Here is a 14,136-nt window from a genome sequence, read left to right on the forward strand (position 1 = left end):
CCATCATTAAAGAGGTTTAGGCGCACCAAAAAAGTGCGGCAATTATCGGAAATATCACAACCAAATCACTCTAACTGCGGCCATTTACCTATTTCAAAAACCGCTCATATTTCGCTTACAACCGGTCATATCTCTCGCCTATAATCCGCCCCGTTCCCGGTCCCAACCAATCACTCTAACGACAGGTACTAAAGAACGATGAACAGCCCCGCCATTCGTTTTAACGGCCAGGTTGAATACGCCCTGGACGGTGACTTCGCTAAACTCGGTGCACACCTGGATATCGACGCCCCCGAGCAGATCGCTGAGGAAAGACTATCGCTGCAACTCTGGGCCTGTGACGAATACTTCGATACAACCGCCCCCCAGAACACACGCATCGCGTCACTGCCGCTGCAGCCGCTGCTCTTCTCCGGCTTTTACAGCGACCAGGCACAGGCACTGCCGCCGGCCGGTAACCGCGATTACCTGATCGCCATGGCACTGGTGGGCGAAAACGCTGAAGGTGGCGAAAGGGTTCATGACGTGGCGCTGTTCAATAACCGCCAGCTGTTCACTCAGCCCCGCATCTACGGACGTGTCGATTCCCAGGTACTGGAAGGCTGCATTGAGCTGCGCATCGAATCAATCGCGAACCCCCGCGATGAGCAGAATCTGTCCGGCTCCCTGAGCCTCGAAGTCTGGGCCCTTAACCAGCCCTACACGGGCGGTGCCTTTACCGGTTTCCAGCTTGGCGGCTGCGAATTGGGAGCGCTAAATGGCGGCGCGCAATGGCGCGATAACCTGTTCACCCTGAACATGGAACAGCCGCCGGCTGGCGAATGGTCGCTAGTGCTGATGCTGCGCGAATGGACCTCCGCCGGTTACCTGACCCGCGACTACCGCCAGCTTTGCGAACTGGTCCAGCAGCCAACAGCAGCTGCGCCCTTGGCTGTAGAACAGCAGCTCGCACCAATTGAGATGGACGCACCAAGCAAGGATGTTGAGCCGCAAACCCTGCAGGCAGAACCAGCAGCCCAACCCGCGCCGGCCAAGAAAGCCGGCAAGGCGGAAGCCGCTGGCAAAAAGGCCAGCGCGCCTGTCGCCAAAAAAGCGGTAAAGGCAGCGGTTGAGACCAAACGGGTTGAAGCTAAAGAGAAAGCTGCAACCAAGGCAAAAGCTGAAGTGCAAGCCAAGGCGGCGGTTAAACCAGCAGCTAAATCAGCAGTTAAAACAGCCCCCAAAGCCGAAGCGAAAGCTGAACTTAAAGCTGACGTTAAAGAGAGCAAGGCGCAGGTTTCCATCAACAAGGCTGGTGCAGAGGCTCTGGCAGCAGTGAGAGGACTGTCGCCGCGACTGGCAAAAGAGATTATCGCCGAGCGCCCCTATGCCAGCCTCGACCAGCTCACCAAGGTGCGCGGCCTGGGCGCAAAAACCGTCGCCAAGCTGAAGAAGTTTCTCTGTCTATAACACCCACGGAATTACAAACACTTACACGCGGGCCGGCGATCATACCGGTCCGCGTTTTTCATCCCCTCTCTAGCCTGCCTGATCCGCGCCAGCATGGGGATTCGGCTTTTCCAGCCAGTGCACCGTCTGCCTTGTCACCAGCATCGTCAGCAGCACACCGGCGGCAAACAGGTAGAGACCGTAGTGCACCTGGATACTGACGATCACGCCCAGTTTGACGGTGACAATCAGCATTGCCACCACCATCACATCGAGCATCGCCCAGCGGCCATATTCATGCATCAGCTTCAGATAGCGCTTCGCGGTGCTACTGCCCCGACTATGTAGCGTCAGCAACCGGATCAACACCAGCAGCTTGGTTAGCGGCAGCACAACGCTGAAACCAAGGATCAGCACGAACAGCAGGTACTGCCCCTGCAGCCAAAGCTGGGCGATACCGCCGAGTATCGACAGGCGATCATCGAACAGCCACAACCGTGTCAGCGTCAGCAGCGGCGTTGTCATCCCGGCCAGCAAAAGAACGCCTGCCAGCAGCGCCAGCCAACGCAGATAAACGGGAGATTTCAGCATCAGATCCAGCGCCTTGTACGTTCCATATAACGGCTGTATTCGGCCCCAAACAGGGACCTAAGCGCACGCTCTTCCGGGTGAATCTGAAATCGGTTCATATAAAGCACAAAGCCAACCAGCCAGAGCGGCGACAGCCAGCTTGGCTCATGCAGGCCATACGCGGCCAGTAACAGCAGGATCCCCAGATACATGGGATTACGTGAATAGCGGAACAGCCCGGAATCGACCAGCACCCGAGTCTTCTCCGGCGTATGTGGGTGGAAAGTCGTGCCACGCCGGTAAAACTGGTACAGCGCACCAAACCCCAGCAGCAGCGCTGTAAACACCAAACCGTACTTGAGCCAGGCCAGCTCAGTGTTCAGCGGCGACCCGATGCCAAGCCAACGGCTTAGCCAGATCAACAGCGCACAGACTGCAGCGACCAGCGGTGGCGGACATTTAAGTTCCAGGCGCGACATACTTGATTACCCTTAAAAGACTAGGGGCACCTTAGCGAAAATCGGTCCAAAGCTGAAGCAGGCGCCATAACGCCTGAAGGCTTATGCTTAAGTCACTGATTATAGGAACAAGCTTATGCCGTTGTTACGCCTGCTTTCTCTTGTGATCCTGACCGGCCTGTTTGGCTGCAGCTCAGAACCCGATCCTGCCAACCAGGATGGAAAAGAGCTCTACAGCTACTACTGCGCCGGCTGTCACAACGAGTCAGGCGACGGCTCTTTCCTCCAGGGAATTCCTGCCAATAATCGCACCGAGTTCGCCGAATCTGAGCTGGTGGATGTCATTAGAACCGGTCACCCGGATCTACCGGACATGCCCCACTTTTCACAGCTGAGCCGGATGCAGGCGAGCGCCATCGCCCAGTATCTGCACCGCCAGCTAAAGAAGTGACTCAGGCGGAGACAAACAGCGCAAACTGCCGGATGATGCCCACCAGACTCACCACAATCAGCACCGTTCCCAACACACGGAAAAACAGCGGCGTCTCGTTACTGACGATATAACGATGGAAGCGCTCGCCGATCAGGTGGCCGATATAGGCACAGGGCAGCAGCCAAAGCTGATGGATCAGCTGCAGATCCACCCCGGCAATCAGGAAGGAGACCATCTTGATCGCCACCAGGATAAACCAGAGCACAAACAGCGTATCGCGCAACTGATGCTTCGCCACATGAGAGGCGTAAACCGCCACAATCAGCGGCGCACCGATCAACGAGGTACCGCTGACATAGCCACCCAGGGCAAGAAAGATGTTGTCCATCCACGGGCGCTTACTGCGAAACGGTCGGTTAAGCACATAGCCAACCGCGTAAACGATCACGATCAGAAAGATAATGCTGCTCATGATCTCGGCAGGCAGCGTCAACAGCCCGAACACCCCCACCAGCTTGGGGATGATCATCACCTTCATCGACTTGCCAAGATAGCCCCAGTCGATATTGCTGCCGCTCGCACCCTTGGCTTGCTTGTCACGCCAGCCCTGAAAAGCGATCAGCGAAGAGAAGATCAGCAGATGAATGGAGATGATCGGCAGGAAAACCAGCGGCTTGTTCAGCACCAGCAGCAGAAACGGCAGCGCCAGCACGGCGCCGCCGAAACCGAGCCCGGAGCGAACAAAGCCGCTCCAGACAAAAACCAGTCCAATCAGTGCATACTGCCAGGGAAGAAGATCCGCCATCCTTGCTCTCACGCTAAGACAAAGGCATGGAGCATACTCCCTCCCCGGTGCCGGTTAAAACCGGCAAAGTGTCAGGAATTGGCGGACAGAACCCGTTTAGAGGAGTCCCGTTCACGCATCCGCTCAAGGTAGGCGTTCAGAGAGTCGGCACCCGCGAGAAGCTGATCCGCTACCGGCAGTGCAGCGACATAATCCAGAATCGGCAACAGCATGGCGTCAGCCAGAGTGTAATGCGCCCCTGCAATAAACGACTGCTCGCCCAGCATCGTCGTCAACCGCGCTATGGAGGCCTTGGCCGCCGGCAATGCCGCATCCACCGCCGTCATGTCGACCTGGCCGTTCTCGCCTTTCGGGAAGTAAAACTCCAGCACCAGGTCGCGAATCAGCGCATCGTAGTGATAGAGCGCAATCTCTGAGCTCGCCTGATCCACCAGCGCGCGTTCCCAGGCGTCACCCGGCAGCAGCTCCAAACCGTCGTAGACACTATCCAGGTAGCGGCAGATGGCGCCGGTCTCAAACAGCGGACTGCCGTTGACCAGCAGCACCGGCACCTTGCCGTAGGGATGCCACGCGAAGTGCTGCTCGCTTTTGAAGGCGATCTCCTGGCCGCTCTCCTCCATGCCCTGGGTATAGGCGATCCCCTTCTCCTCGCAGCAGAGCATCACCGTGCGCACAAAGGTGCTGAACTGGGGGCCGAAAATATGCAGCTTATCCATTTGAATCCTCTCCCATCGCTATTAATTAACAGTTGGACTCTATCTTTGCAGGCGGCACAATATGTTCAAGAACATATTTTAGTTGAGAAGCGAGGACCTGATCATGGCCTGGGGCGAAGATCACAAGCAGCGCAGCCGGGAAAAGATACTCACCACCGCCGCAGGCCTCTTTGCGCGTGAAGGATTCGATAAGGTCAGTATCGATCAGGTGATGCAGGCTGCTGGGATGACAAGGGGCGCGTTTTACGCTCATTTCAGTTCCAAGGCCGACCTCTACGCCGAGGCTATCCTCTACGCCGCCAACACGGCCGCAGAGAACTACCTGCCGGCGCAGAGGAATACCGCAGAGCAGCGCGAAGCCTTCATTGCCGCCTACCTCAGCGAGGAGCATTGCAAGGGTGCCGACATGCCCTGCCCGCTGGCGTTCCTGGTCAGCGATATGGCCAACCAGGACCAGGGCGTGCGCTCCACCTGGTCCAAGGTATTTGAAGGACTGGTGCAACGTCTGGCGAGCAGCGAGACACAAACACCACAGGAGCAGCAGGCGGCTCTGCAGCGTGTCGTGATGATGATTGGCGGGGTAGCTGTAGCCAGAGCGCTGAACGACAGCGACCTGGCGTCAGAGGTGCTGCAAGCCTGCCGCGCGGGCGCTTTAGCTGCACCCGCCGGCGAGGCCAGGGATTAGATTTTGAAGCGACCGAGCTGCTCGTCGATCTGACCGGCGCAGCTGGAGACTTCATGCCCCAGCATCTTCACTTTTTCAGCGGTCTCGGCCAGCTCAGAGGCAGCATCGCCGATCAACGTGATATTGCGATTGATCTCTTCGTTCACCATGCTCTGCTCTTCGGCGGCGGTAGCCACCTGGGTCGCGTCATCGGAGATAGACTCAATACGCCCGGAGGCGCCTTCGAGCCGGGTGTAGCTCTCCTGGCTCTCCGCCACGGTCAGGGTGACCCGTTCGAGGCAGGTCTGCATCTGCGTCACACTGGTGTCCACCCCCGCCTTCAACTTGCGGATCAGCTCATCGATCTCAGCGGTGGCGTTCTGCGTACGGGCTGCGAGATCACGAACCTCATCGGCCACCACCGCAAAACCACGTCCCTGCTCACCGGCACGGGCCGCTTCAATCGCCGCATTCAGCGCCAATAGATTGGTCTGCTCGGCAACACCACGAATGGTTTCGACAATGCCGAAAATCGTATTGCTTTGATCGGCCACACGCCCTACGGATGCGGAGGCTTCCTGAATAGCATCTGAGACTTCGCCGATCTCCTTCACGGTGGCAGCAAGCTTCTCACGCACACTGGTCACTTCACTGTTGGCGGCATTGGAGTCTTCGGCGGTGCGCGCGGCACGCTGCGCTACATCGGTTGCGGTTGCCGACATCTCATTGGCCGCCGTGGCGACACTTTCCAGTTCGCGACGCTGCTCGCTGGTGGAAACCTCTGTATGGCCGGCAGTGGTACTAAGCGCGGCGGCGCTGGATTTTAGCTGCTCGGAATGAGTTACCAGATCGGCGATCAACAGCCGAATCTTCTGGGTGAAATCGTTGAAGCCTTCCACCACGTCATTGAGTTCGGCGTGGCTGGTGCGCTCCAGCTGATGCGTCAGGTCACCCTCTGCACCGGCCAGCGCCTTCATTCGCAGGCCCAGGTCCTTCAACGGTCGGGTGATACCAATCGCAAACAGCTGCAATCCGAGCATCACCAGCACCAGAACACCTGCGGAGATGCTGATCAGCGTGACCAGGGTGTCACTGCGGGACTTGTCGATGGTACCTATCAGGTTCTGCAGATCAGCGAAGATCACCTCACGCGGCACCGAGATCAGCAGCTCCCAGTCCGCATCGGCGACCTGAATGGGAAAGCTGACCTGCATGGAATCGGCGCCCAGTTGGTTCGAGGCTGCATACTGAGGGGATACGTCGCTGAGCTTTTTGCCCAGCGAGCCACTGTACTCGTTTGCCGCGATCAACCGACCTAGCTCGCTGAGCAGCACGACATTGGCCTGACCACCATAGAGGGTGGCGGCCAGCGCTTCGATATCCTTCTGCAGCACCGGCAGGTTGATATCGGCACCGACGATACCGACAAAACGGCCATGGGCCACCACCGGTGAGGTCAGCGAGGTCATCATGATGGAATTGCCGGGGCTGATCTCATAAAGATAGGGTTCGATCAGGCAATCGCGCTTGTTCTCCATACCGCAGAGATACCATTCCGACTCGCGGGTGCCGTTTTCATCGCGCTCTTCGCTGTATTTGCTGGACGTATCCTCGGTGGGATAAAAGGTCAGTCCTTTGTCTTCACGCACCCAGTAAACATCCAGGGTACCGGTGTTGGAGCTATGGGTAAGATCGCCCATATACTCGGCGTCCCGGCCATCGTAGGCATTGGGTTCAAACTGGGCGTAGGAGGAGCTGATTGCGGGATTCGCCGCCAGTGCTCCCTCGACCAAGCGCTTGACGCTGTCCCGGCTCAGAGGCTCGGCTTCCGCCGTTAACGACATTTCACGCGCCAGCGTACGTGGCGTCAGGTAGGCGCTTTGCAACAGTGCCGTAATCTGGTCACTGGCCTTGGAGCCGGCCAACTGTAACGATTGCTGCGCCGCCTTTTCCTCTTTCGCAGAGGCGGTATCGATGGTGATATCACTGAGAACCTGCAACTGGTTAAGCGCCACCGCCACCAGCACACCCAGCGCAACCACCAGGGCCAGCATCGAGAAAAGGCTGAGTTTGAATCGCAAGGACAGGTTTTTCATCGAATCGAGATCTCCGGAACAAACGGGCCTGCAGTATCACCTGGGCAAGTAAGAATCGCCTGGGCAAGTGAAAGCCGCATACGCAAATAGCGGAATTATAGACCTTTCTAATGTAGATAATTTTGATTTTGTTTAAATCTGAAGACAGATTGGCATCAACCTATCATCAACGGCAGAGTCACCGCCAAACCACTCGGGTACTGAGCCCCGCCGATCTAGCCTGGCCGCTACAGCGATTACTGTTTATAAAAACCTTAGCTATCGGCTAGGATTCCTCAATACAGACTTTCATAAACCCAGCCAATCAGTACAGGCCAACCTATAAGCCAGAGTTTATGCCCCTGCAACGAGCACGCTTTGAGTGGATCACCCTTCTGGCCAGCCTGACCCTGCTTGGGGTCTATATCGTCTGGAGCATCATCGAAAGACACACCTCGACGATCAGGCAGGAAGAACAGCGCCTCACCGCCCAGGCCGAAATCGTTAACAGTTATCTGTCGGAGCATCTCGATTCTATCTATCGCGTGCTCGAACTGGTGCGGCGCAACCTGCCCGAATGGCAGGGAAGCGATGCCGCCATGGACCAGGCGAACACCGAATTTCAGCACCATATAGAAACATTGAACGGGATCCGCACCCTGGCGGTGCTCGACAAACAGGGTGATGTGATCGCCTCAAGCAGAGCCTCCCTGCTACAGAAAAACTTCAGCCAGCGTGAGTATTATCAGACGGCCCTGACCAACCCGGCAGCCGAAACTCTCCATATCAGCAGGCCATTTCTGGCGGTAACCGATCACTGGGTGATGACATTCAGTCTCCGTATCGAAAACCAGAACGGCGACTTTGACGGCGTAGTACTCGCCTCCATCGACCCCGAGCGCTTCCGTACCACGCTTAACGCGGTCAACTATGCACCGGACATGTGGTCGGCGCTGGCACATGGCAGCGGTATTCAGTTGCTGATGGAGCCGTTCAGGGAGGGCCAGCAAGGCATGAATCTGGCGCAGCCCGGGTCGTTCTTTTCCCGCCACCTCGAAAGCGGACTTGAAACGAACCTGTTAAGGGGTACCGTCTATGCCACCGGCGAAGAGCGGGTGATGGCACTGAGGACGATACGGCCGCCAAACCTGCACCTGGATGAACCGATCATCCTCGCGGTGGGTCGCGACCTTGACGAGGTATTTGCTGACTGGCGTGACTTTGGGTTTTCCCGGGCTCTGATCTTTACTCTGCTCTGCTTTTCATCCTGCTTCCTGATGTTCAGGCTACAAAGCGCACAACGGGCCCGGTTCAAAAGCGAGATCGCCGCTTCCGCCCTGATCAAGGAGAAAAACGCCCAGTTGGAGCAGTTGAACGCCGAACTCACGCAACAGGCGCTGAGCGATGCGCTCACCGGAATCGCCAACCGACGCAGCTTTGACGAAGTGTTCCTCAACGAGTGGCAGCGCTGCCAGCGCGAGGGCAACGAGCTTACGCTCATGCTGATCGATATCGACTACTTCAAGCCGTTCAACGACCACTACGGCCATCTTCAAGGTGACGAATGTATCCGCCGGGTCGCAACCCAACTGAAGCAGTCTTTAGCCCGGGGATCGGACTTCGTCGCCCGCTACGGCGGTGAAGAGTTTGCCTGCCTGGTGCCGAAATGCGGCTTTGAAACCGCAGGCAAGCTTGCGGAGAAACTACGCCAGGGGGTAGAACAGCTGGCGATCGAACACGGTCACTCTCAGGTATCGACCTGTGTCACCATCAGCGTCGGTTATGCGGTTTGTATCCCTGACAACAGCGCGCCTACCGCACTGATCGCCAAAGCCGATGAGTGCCTCTATTACGCCAAAGCGGGCGGGCGCAACCAGGTTATGGGCTTCGACAGGGCAAGCGTCACCGAAACCGCACTTGCCCCTGAGCAGGAGCAACCGGCACAGTAACGGCGGCGCCGATATCAGGCAAGAATGACGCAGAGCGCTCCGAGCACAATCAACCCGAGACCGAGCAGGTCCCGGCGCCCCAGTTTGTCTTTGAACCAGGCCGCCGATATGGCCAGGGTAAACAGCACCTCGACCTGCCCCAGGGTTTTCACCAGCGCCACGCTCTCCAGGCTCATGGCGGTAAACCAACCAAGAGAGCCCAGGCAGCTGATCAGGCTGGTCAGCATCACGATCTTCGGTCTGCGCCAGAGTTCAAGCAGTGTCGCCGGTTCGCGAATCGCCAGCCATACCAGCAGCATCAACGTCTGCAGACTGATTACCCAAAGCAGCACCCAGGCGGCGCTGTGCGGGAAGCTCAGATCAAGCATCAATGAGGCTTCGCGTACCCAGAGGGTAGTCATCGCAAAACCCAGACCGCTACCAAGCCCCGTCATCACCGTTTTCAGCGGCAGTTCGCGAATAGCACCGGCATTGCCCATTAACCAGATCGCAACACCACCGATCACCACGCCCGCCCAACCCAGGGGCGAAAGCGGAGCCGCAAAGAATAATGCGCCCAGGGTTGCAGCGATCACCGCCTCACTTTTCGCAAGGCCAACACCGATGGCGTAATTGCGCAGACGAAACAGCACCACCATCAGCGCGGTAGCAATAATCTGAGACACCGCTGCGGCAGCCACGGTCAGCACGAAGCCTGTATCGAAGCTGGGCACCGCCACAGGATCAAATTGGTAGAGCATCAGCAGGTATGCCGCAGCTACCGGGCTCGCCCAGAGAAACCGCGCCAGCGTAACGCCAGCAGTGCTGATCTCTTTACTGAGGCGGCTTTGGATGGCGTTGCGCATCGACTGCATGAATGCCGCGAACAGCGTAAAGGGAATCCAGAGGCCCATCGGATTAATGTCCTTGATCAGGTATGAAAGACGGAGAGGCCGAACGAATGACTATTCTTGTACTTGGGTGATCCGGCTGGAGGGGCTAAACAGACGACCGGAGGACCTGGGTAACGCTGGCTCTATCAATGTGGAACCACTCTAGGCCAGCGTTATAAACAACACAAATTCATATTTTTCTTTTAATTAATTCTTAAGGGGAATACCACCGCTAACGCTGACAAAGTTTCTGAGCCTGCCGTCCCCAGGACACATTCCCCTTCCGGCCCGATCATCCCCTATATCGGTTCAATTGAAGCCTGACGCCGAGATAACCGGCACCAAGATTTGCCAACGTTCCGGTCTAGCCACTGAGAACCAAGAGACCAGCGCTGCGGCCTCGAGCGTGTAGCTCAGAGGGTTGAATTTCTCCGCCTTCCGCTAGCTAGCTGTGAATTTTTATCCCTCAAACAAAGCGGCCGGACCTGCTGTTACCAGGTTCCGGCCGCCATGGAATATCTATCTGTTTTTAGCGATTAACGTGAGTAATTGTCCAAATGTAGTCTCGCTCGCCACTGGTGAGCTTTCTCTCGGACTTATGTTCACTTGCAATGACAGCACTTCCCGCGCCATGCATTGATTCCTGCGTTGCCTTCAAGCCGCTATCGATGCAGTCGTCACTGGCAGCCTGAGCCTGTGCAAAAGCGAAGAACCCGATCAATGCACTCGCGAAAGCGATAGATTTGATACGGTTCATGATCAATACCTCTGGTTATTTTCGCCGCCGACTATAACAAGCCAGTACCAAATAGGCGGTCGAAAAAACGAGGCGAGCAGCATCTATCCAATGAAAGTCTAGCCCACTCGCTGATGACTGCAGTATGACGCGGGAGTAATAAGCGTTTTTATACAGTTCTCATTTAACAGCCTCAGCCAAACGACCGAGGCGTTGGTTGATTCTCTGCGCTGGCTAGCGGCTTAATGGGCCGCATTTAACTCCTCTTTCAGCCATCCAGTGAGCTGTTGAACGCCCGCTGAGGGCTCACCCTGCGGTAACCAGAGCCCCAACCGCGCCGGGGTTTCGATAAATCCCCAGGGGGCCACAAGACGCCCGGTACGCAGATCCTCCTCCACCAGGTAGGCAGGCGCGATAGCCACGCCCAAGCCGACCAACGCAGCCTCCAGCATGTAGTTCAGGTGATCGAAGGATTTATCGTCGCTGCGCTCAGCGCGATCCAGCCCCTTATCCTGCAGCCAGAGCGGCCAGGCCTGCTGACGTGAACGGGTATGCAGCAGTGGCAGTTCGCTCAGAAGAGTGCCGGGCAGATTGGGGGCTTCGGGGTCAAATCCCGCGGGCAGAAGATCGGGCCTCAACACAGGCCCCATACGTTCGGGCGCCAGATCGATCACCTGCGCGCCCTTAGGCCAGGGCGGCTCAGCAAAACGCAGCGCCAGATTAACCTGCGCCGGCAGTGGCCAGCCGAGATCATCGCTGGCGGTGAGATGGAGCTTAAGGTCCGGACACTGACGCTGCATGCGATCCAGACGCGGAATAAACCAGCGTGCCAGGAAACTGCCCGAGCAGCCCAGCACCAGCGGCGCATCGACAGCAGCCTTTTTCAGCTGGTCGCAGGTCTGCAACAGTTGTTCAAACACCTGTGAGGTTGTTGCACGCAGCTGCTCACCTTCGGTGGTCAACGCCAGTCCCCGCCCCTCGCGCCGGAACAGGCTGATGCCGAGTTGCTCCTCAAGCTGACGGATCTGGCGGCTTACGGCACCGTGAGTCACGCTTAGCTGCTCCGCAGCACGGGATACACTGAGAGTACGAGCAGTTTCATCAAAAGCGCGCAGGGCGTTGAGCGATGGCAGTGATTGGGACACGACAGATCAACCTGTTACTTTTTCTCACAGGTTAGCGCAAAATAATCGATTTTCACAGACGGGGAATTTTCCTATTCTTGCCCCATCAAAAGACGCAGCCCCTGCGAAAACGATGCAGCCCTCTGCGAAAAGGCGCCTGCGAAAAGGAGTTAGCACCATGACTACCCAGACAACAAATTCCAGCATGCCGGAGATCGGCCCGGACGCACGCGGCTTCTTCGGACGCTTTGGCGGCCGCTTCGTTGCCGAAACCCTGATGCCGCTGATTCTCGACCTGCAGAAAGAGTACGAGAAAGCGAAAAACGACCCCGAGTTCTATGCCGAGCTTGAAGCACTGCAGAAAGACTACGTGGGCCGCGCCAGTCCGCTCTACTTCGCCGAACGCCTGACCGAAGAGCTGGGCGGCGCCAAGATCTTCCTCAAGCGCGAAGACCTGATGCACACCGGCGCACACAAGATCAATAACTGCCTGGGCCAGATCCTGCTGGCCAAGCGTATGGGCAAGAAGCGCATCATCGCTGAAACCGGCGCCGGCATGCACGGCGTGGCCACCGCCACTGTGGCCGCCCGCTTCGGCCTGGAGTGCGTGGTCTACATGGGCAGCACCGATATCGACCGTCAGCAGCCGAACGTACATCGCATGAAGTTGCTCGGCGCCAAGGTGATTCCGGTCACCAGCGGTACCGGCACCCTGAAAGATGCAATGAACGACGCGCTGCGTGACTGGGTCACCAACGTGGACTCCACCTTCTACATCATCGGCACCGTGGCCGGCCCGCACCCCTACCCGGAGATGGTGCGTGACTTCCAGTCCATTATCGGCCGTGAAGTACGCGAGCAGATCATGGAGAAGGAAGGCCGTCTGCCGGACTCCCTGGTTGCCTGTATCGGTGGCGGTTCCAACGCCATGGGCCTGTTCCACCCGTTCATCAAGGATGAGTCCGTGCGTCTGATCGGCGTTGAAGCTGCCGGTTACGGTATCGATACCGGCAAGCACGCGGCCAGCCTCAAGGGCGGCACACCAGGCGTACTGCACGGTAACCGCACCTTCCTGCTGCAGTCGGAAGATGGCCAGATTCAGGATGCGCACTCTATCTCCGCTGGCCTCGACTACCCGGGCATCGGCCCCGAACACGCCTGGTTGCACGAAGTCGGGCGCGGCGAATATGTCTCCGCCACCGATGATGAAGCACTCGAAGCGTTCCAGATGACCTGCCGCCTGGAAGGTATTATCCCGGCACTGGAGTCCTCCCATGCGATCGCTTACGCCATCAAACTGGCGCCGACCCTGCCCAAGGATCATCTGATGGTGATCAACCTGAGCGGCCGTGGCGACAAGGACATGGCCACCGTTACCGCACACCTGGCCGATCAGCTCGAAGACTGAAGGAGAGAGATAATGACTAGTACAACCCCGATCCAGGGTAACAACCAGGGCCGTATCTCCCGCCGTTTTGCCGAGCTCAAGCAGCAGAACCGAGCAGGTCTCGTCACCTTCATCAGTGCCGGCGACCCAGATTACGATACCGGCCTTAACAACCTGATCGCCCTGTCCGAATCCGGTGCCGACGTGATCGAGCTGGGCATGCCGTTCACCGACCCGATGGCCGATGGCGCGTCGATCCAGAAGTCTTCACTGCGCGCACTCACCGCTGGCCAGAATATGCAGAAAACCCTGCAGATGGTCCGTGAGCTGCGTAAGAAAGATCAGGATACCCCGCTGGTGCTGATGGGCTATTACAACCCGATCTACTGCATGGGTGTAGACACCTTCCTTGCCCAGGCTGCCGAAGCGGGCGTTGACGGCCTGATTGTGGTGGATCTGCCGCCGGAGCATGACGACGAGCTGTGCGTGCCTGCCCAGAAACACGGCATCAACTTTATCCGCCTGGCGACCCCGACCACCGACGCCAAGCGTCTGCCGATGGTGCTGGAAAACACCTCCGGCTTTCTCTACTACGTTTCCAGCACCGGCGTTACCGGCGCTGCGGCTCCGACCCCTGAAAAGGTGGAAGGTGAAGTCAGCGCCATTCGCGCCCATACCGATATTCCGATCGCGGTCGGCTTCGGTATCCGCACCCCGGAACAGGCAGAACGGATCGCCAAGTTCGCCGACGCCGTGGTCGTAGGCTCGGCCCTCACCGACTGTGTCGAAAACGCCGCAACACCGGCAGCGGGCACCGACGCTATCGCTGAGCTGACCCGCTCACTGGCCAAAGCGGTACGCGAGGCGCGCTAGAATTAGCCCACCCCGCAGCCAATAAAAAGCAGCCTTTCACGGCTGC

Annotated in this window: 14 protein-coding genes; 6 read left to right on the plus strand and 8 right to left on the minus strand. The window is 57.8% G+C overall.

Translation table 11 applies throughout. From position 1 onward, the window contains the following. Positions 1-198 precede the first annotated feature (198 nt). Complete coding sequence (locus tag C4S72_RS06145) at positions 199-1,449, plus strand: ComEA family DNA-binding protein (protein ID WP_104002147.1); 1,251 nt, start codon at positions 199-201, stop codon at positions 1,447-1,449. Between the two features lie 69 nt (positions 1,450-1,518). On the opposite strand, the gene C4S72_RS06150 is transcribed toward C4S72_RS06145, so the two are convergent. Both C4S72_RS06150 and C4S72_RS06155 read right to left on the minus strand, forming a co-directional pair. Continuing rightward, complete coding sequence (locus C4S72_RS06150) at positions 1,519-2,019, minus strand: paraquat-inducible protein A (RefSeq protein ID WP_104002148.1); 501 nt, start codon at positions 2,017-2,019, stop codon at positions 1,519-1,521. Continuing rightward, positions 2,019-2,477, minus strand: coding sequence for a methyltransferase family protein (locus tag C4S72_RS06155; RefSeq protein WP_104002149.1), 459 nt, complete (start codon positions 2,475-2,477; stop codon positions 2,019-2,021). The genes C4S72_RS06150 and C4S72_RS06155 overlap by 1 nt, the downstream gene beginning before the upstream one ends. 115 nt (positions 2,478-2,592) lie before the next feature. Between C4S72_RS06155 and C4S72_RS06160 the strand changes: the two genes are divergently transcribed. Further along, entirely contained in the window at positions 2,593-2,907 is a 315-nt protein-coding gene (locus tag C4S72_RS06160; RefSeq protein ID WP_104002150.1) for a c-type cytochrome, read from the plus strand. Position 2,908: 1 nt separating this feature from the next. Here the strand turns inward: C4S72_RS06160 and C4S72_RS06165 are convergent, their stop codons facing one another. Together C4S72_RS06165 and C4S72_RS06170 are read right to left on the minus strand one after the other, a co-directional pair. Beyond that, complete coding sequence (locus tag C4S72_RS06165) at positions 2,909-3,694, minus strand: TSUP family transporter (protein WP_104002151.1); 786 nt, start codon at positions 3,692-3,694, stop codon at positions 2,909-2,911. A gap of 71 nt (positions 3,695-3,765) precedes the next feature. Then, positions 3,766-4,410 carry a glutathione S-transferase family protein gene (locus tag C4S72_RS06170; protein ID WP_104002152.1) on the minus strand — a complete coding sequence of 215 codons (645 nt, stop codon included), beginning with the start codon at positions 4,408-4,410 and terminating at the stop codon, positions 3,766-3,768. Positions 4,411-4,513: 103 nt separating this feature from the next. Between C4S72_RS06170 and C4S72_RS06175 the strand changes: the two genes are divergently transcribed. Continuing rightward, positions 4,514-5,095 (plus strand): TetR/AcrR family transcriptional regulator, encoded by a 582-nt coding sequence (locus C4S72_RS06175; RefSeq protein WP_104003069.1) that lies wholly within the window; start codon positions 4,514-4,516, stop codon positions 5,093-5,095. Here the strand turns inward: C4S72_RS06175 and C4S72_RS06180 are convergent. Beyond that, entirely contained in the window at positions 5,092-7,170 is a 2,079-nt protein-coding gene (locus C4S72_RS06180) for a methyl-accepting chemotaxis protein (RefSeq protein ID WP_104002153.1), read from the minus strand. The two genes, C4S72_RS06175 and C4S72_RS06180, sit on opposite strands and share 4 nt — an antisense overlap. Positions 7,171-7,505: 335 nt before the next feature. Here C4S72_RS06180 and C4S72_RS06185 point away from each other — a divergent pair, with 335 nt between their 5' ends. Then, a complete protein-coding gene (locus tag C4S72_RS06185) occupies positions 7,506-9,098 on the plus strand; it encodes a sensor domain-containing diguanylate cyclase (RefSeq protein WP_104002154.1) in 1,593 nt (530 codons plus the stop codon). 14 nt (positions 9,099-9,112) lie between these two features. Here C4S72_RS06185 and C4S72_RS06190 read toward each other — a convergent pair whose 3' ends face one another. The 3 genes from C4S72_RS06190 to C4S72_RS06200 form a co-directional block, all read right to left on the minus strand. Then, entirely contained in the window at positions 9,113-9,991 is an 879-nt protein-coding gene (locus C4S72_RS06190) for an EamA family transporter (RefSeq protein ID WP_104002155.1), read from the minus strand. Between the two features lie 508 nt (positions 9,992-10,499). Continuing rightward, positions 10,500-10,727 carry a hypothetical protein gene (locus C4S72_RS06195; RefSeq protein ID WP_104002156.1) on the minus strand — a complete coding sequence of 76 codons (228 nt, stop codon included), beginning with the start codon at positions 10,725-10,727 and terminating at the stop codon, positions 10,500-10,502. Positions 10,728-10,948: 221 nt separating this feature from the next. Continuing rightward, positions 10,949-11,851, minus strand: coding sequence for a LysR family transcriptional regulator (locus C4S72_RS06200; RefSeq protein ID WP_104002157.1), 903 nt, complete (start codon positions 11,849-11,851; stop codon positions 10,949-10,951). Positions 11,852-12,008: 157 nt separating this feature from the next. On the opposite strand from C4S72_RS06200, the gene trpB reads away from it, so the two are divergent. Both trpB and trpA read left to right on the plus strand, forming a co-directional pair. Beyond that, positions 12,009-13,238, plus strand: coding sequence for a tryptophan synthase subunit beta (gene trpB, locus C4S72_RS06205; protein ID WP_235009061.1), 1,230 nt, complete (start codon positions 12,009-12,011; stop codon positions 13,236-13,238). A gap of 12 nt (positions 13,239-13,250) precedes the next feature. After that, entirely contained in the window at positions 13,251-14,090 is an 840-nt protein-coding gene (gene trpA / locus C4S72_RS06210; RefSeq protein WP_104002158.1) for a tryptophan synthase subunit alpha, read from the plus strand. Positions 14,091-14,136: the final 46 nt, after the last annotated feature.

It is taken from the genome of Marinobacterium lutimaris (genome assembly GCF_900108065.1).
Classification (GTDB): domain Bacteria; phylum Pseudomonadota; class Gammaproteobacteria; order Pseudomonadales; family Balneatricaceae; genus Marinobacterium_D; species Marinobacterium_D lutimaris.

What these genes read in the sequence shown, in the direction of transcription:
- trpA (WP_104002158.1), top strand. Translation starts at nt 13,251, where the DNA reads ATGACTAGTACAACCCCGATCCAGGGTAACAACCAGGGCCGTATCTCC.
- C4S72_RS06160 (WP_104002150.1), top strand. Translation starts at nt 2,593, where the DNA reads ATGCCGTTGTTACGCCTGCTTTCTCTTGTGATCCTGACCGGCCTGTTT.
- C4S72_RS06195 (WP_104002156.1), bottom strand. Translation starts at nt 10,727, where the DNA reads ATGAACCGTATCAAATCTATCGCTTTCGCGAGTGCATTGATCGGGTTC.
- C4S72_RS06180 (WP_104002153.1), bottom strand. Translation starts at nt 7,170, where the DNA reads ATGAAAAACCTGTCCTTGCGATTCAAACTCAGCCTTTTCTCGATGCTG.
- C4S72_RS06170 (WP_104002152.1), bottom strand. Translation starts at nt 4,410, where the DNA reads ATGGATAAGCTGCATATTTTCGGCCCCCAGTTCAGCACCTTTGTGCGC.
- C4S72_RS06185 (WP_104002154.1), top strand. Translation starts at nt 7,506, where the DNA reads ATGCCCCTGCAACGAGCACGCTTTGAGTGGATCACCCTTCTGGCCAGC.
- C4S72_RS06190 (WP_104002155.1), bottom strand. Translation starts at nt 9,991, where the DNA reads ATGGGCCTCTGGATTCCCTTTACGCTGTTCGCGGCATTCATGCAGTCG.
- trpB (WP_235009061.1), top strand. Translation starts at nt 12,009, where the DNA reads ATGACTACCCAGACAACAAATTCCAGCATGCCGGAGATCGGCCCGGAC.
- C4S72_RS06165 (WP_104002151.1), bottom strand. Translation starts at nt 3,694, where the DNA reads ATGGCGGATCTTCTTCCCTGGCAGTATGCACTGATTGGACTGGTTTTT.
- C4S72_RS06145 (WP_104002147.1), top strand. Translation starts at nt 199, where the DNA reads ATGAACAGCCCCGCCATTCGTTTTAACGGCCAGGTTGAATACGCCCTG.
- C4S72_RS06175 (WP_104003069.1), top strand. Translation starts at nt 4,514, where the DNA reads ATGGCCTGGGGCGAAGATCACAAGCAGCGCAGCCGGGAAAAGATACTC.
- C4S72_RS06155 (WP_104002149.1), bottom strand. Translation starts at nt 2,477, where the DNA reads ATGTCGCGCCTGGAACTTAAATGTCCGCCACCGCTGGTCGCTGCAGTC.
- C4S72_RS06150 (WP_104002148.1), bottom strand. Translation starts at nt 2,019, where the DNA reads ATGCTGAAATCTCCCGTTTATCTGCGTTGGCTGGCGCTGCTGGCAGGC.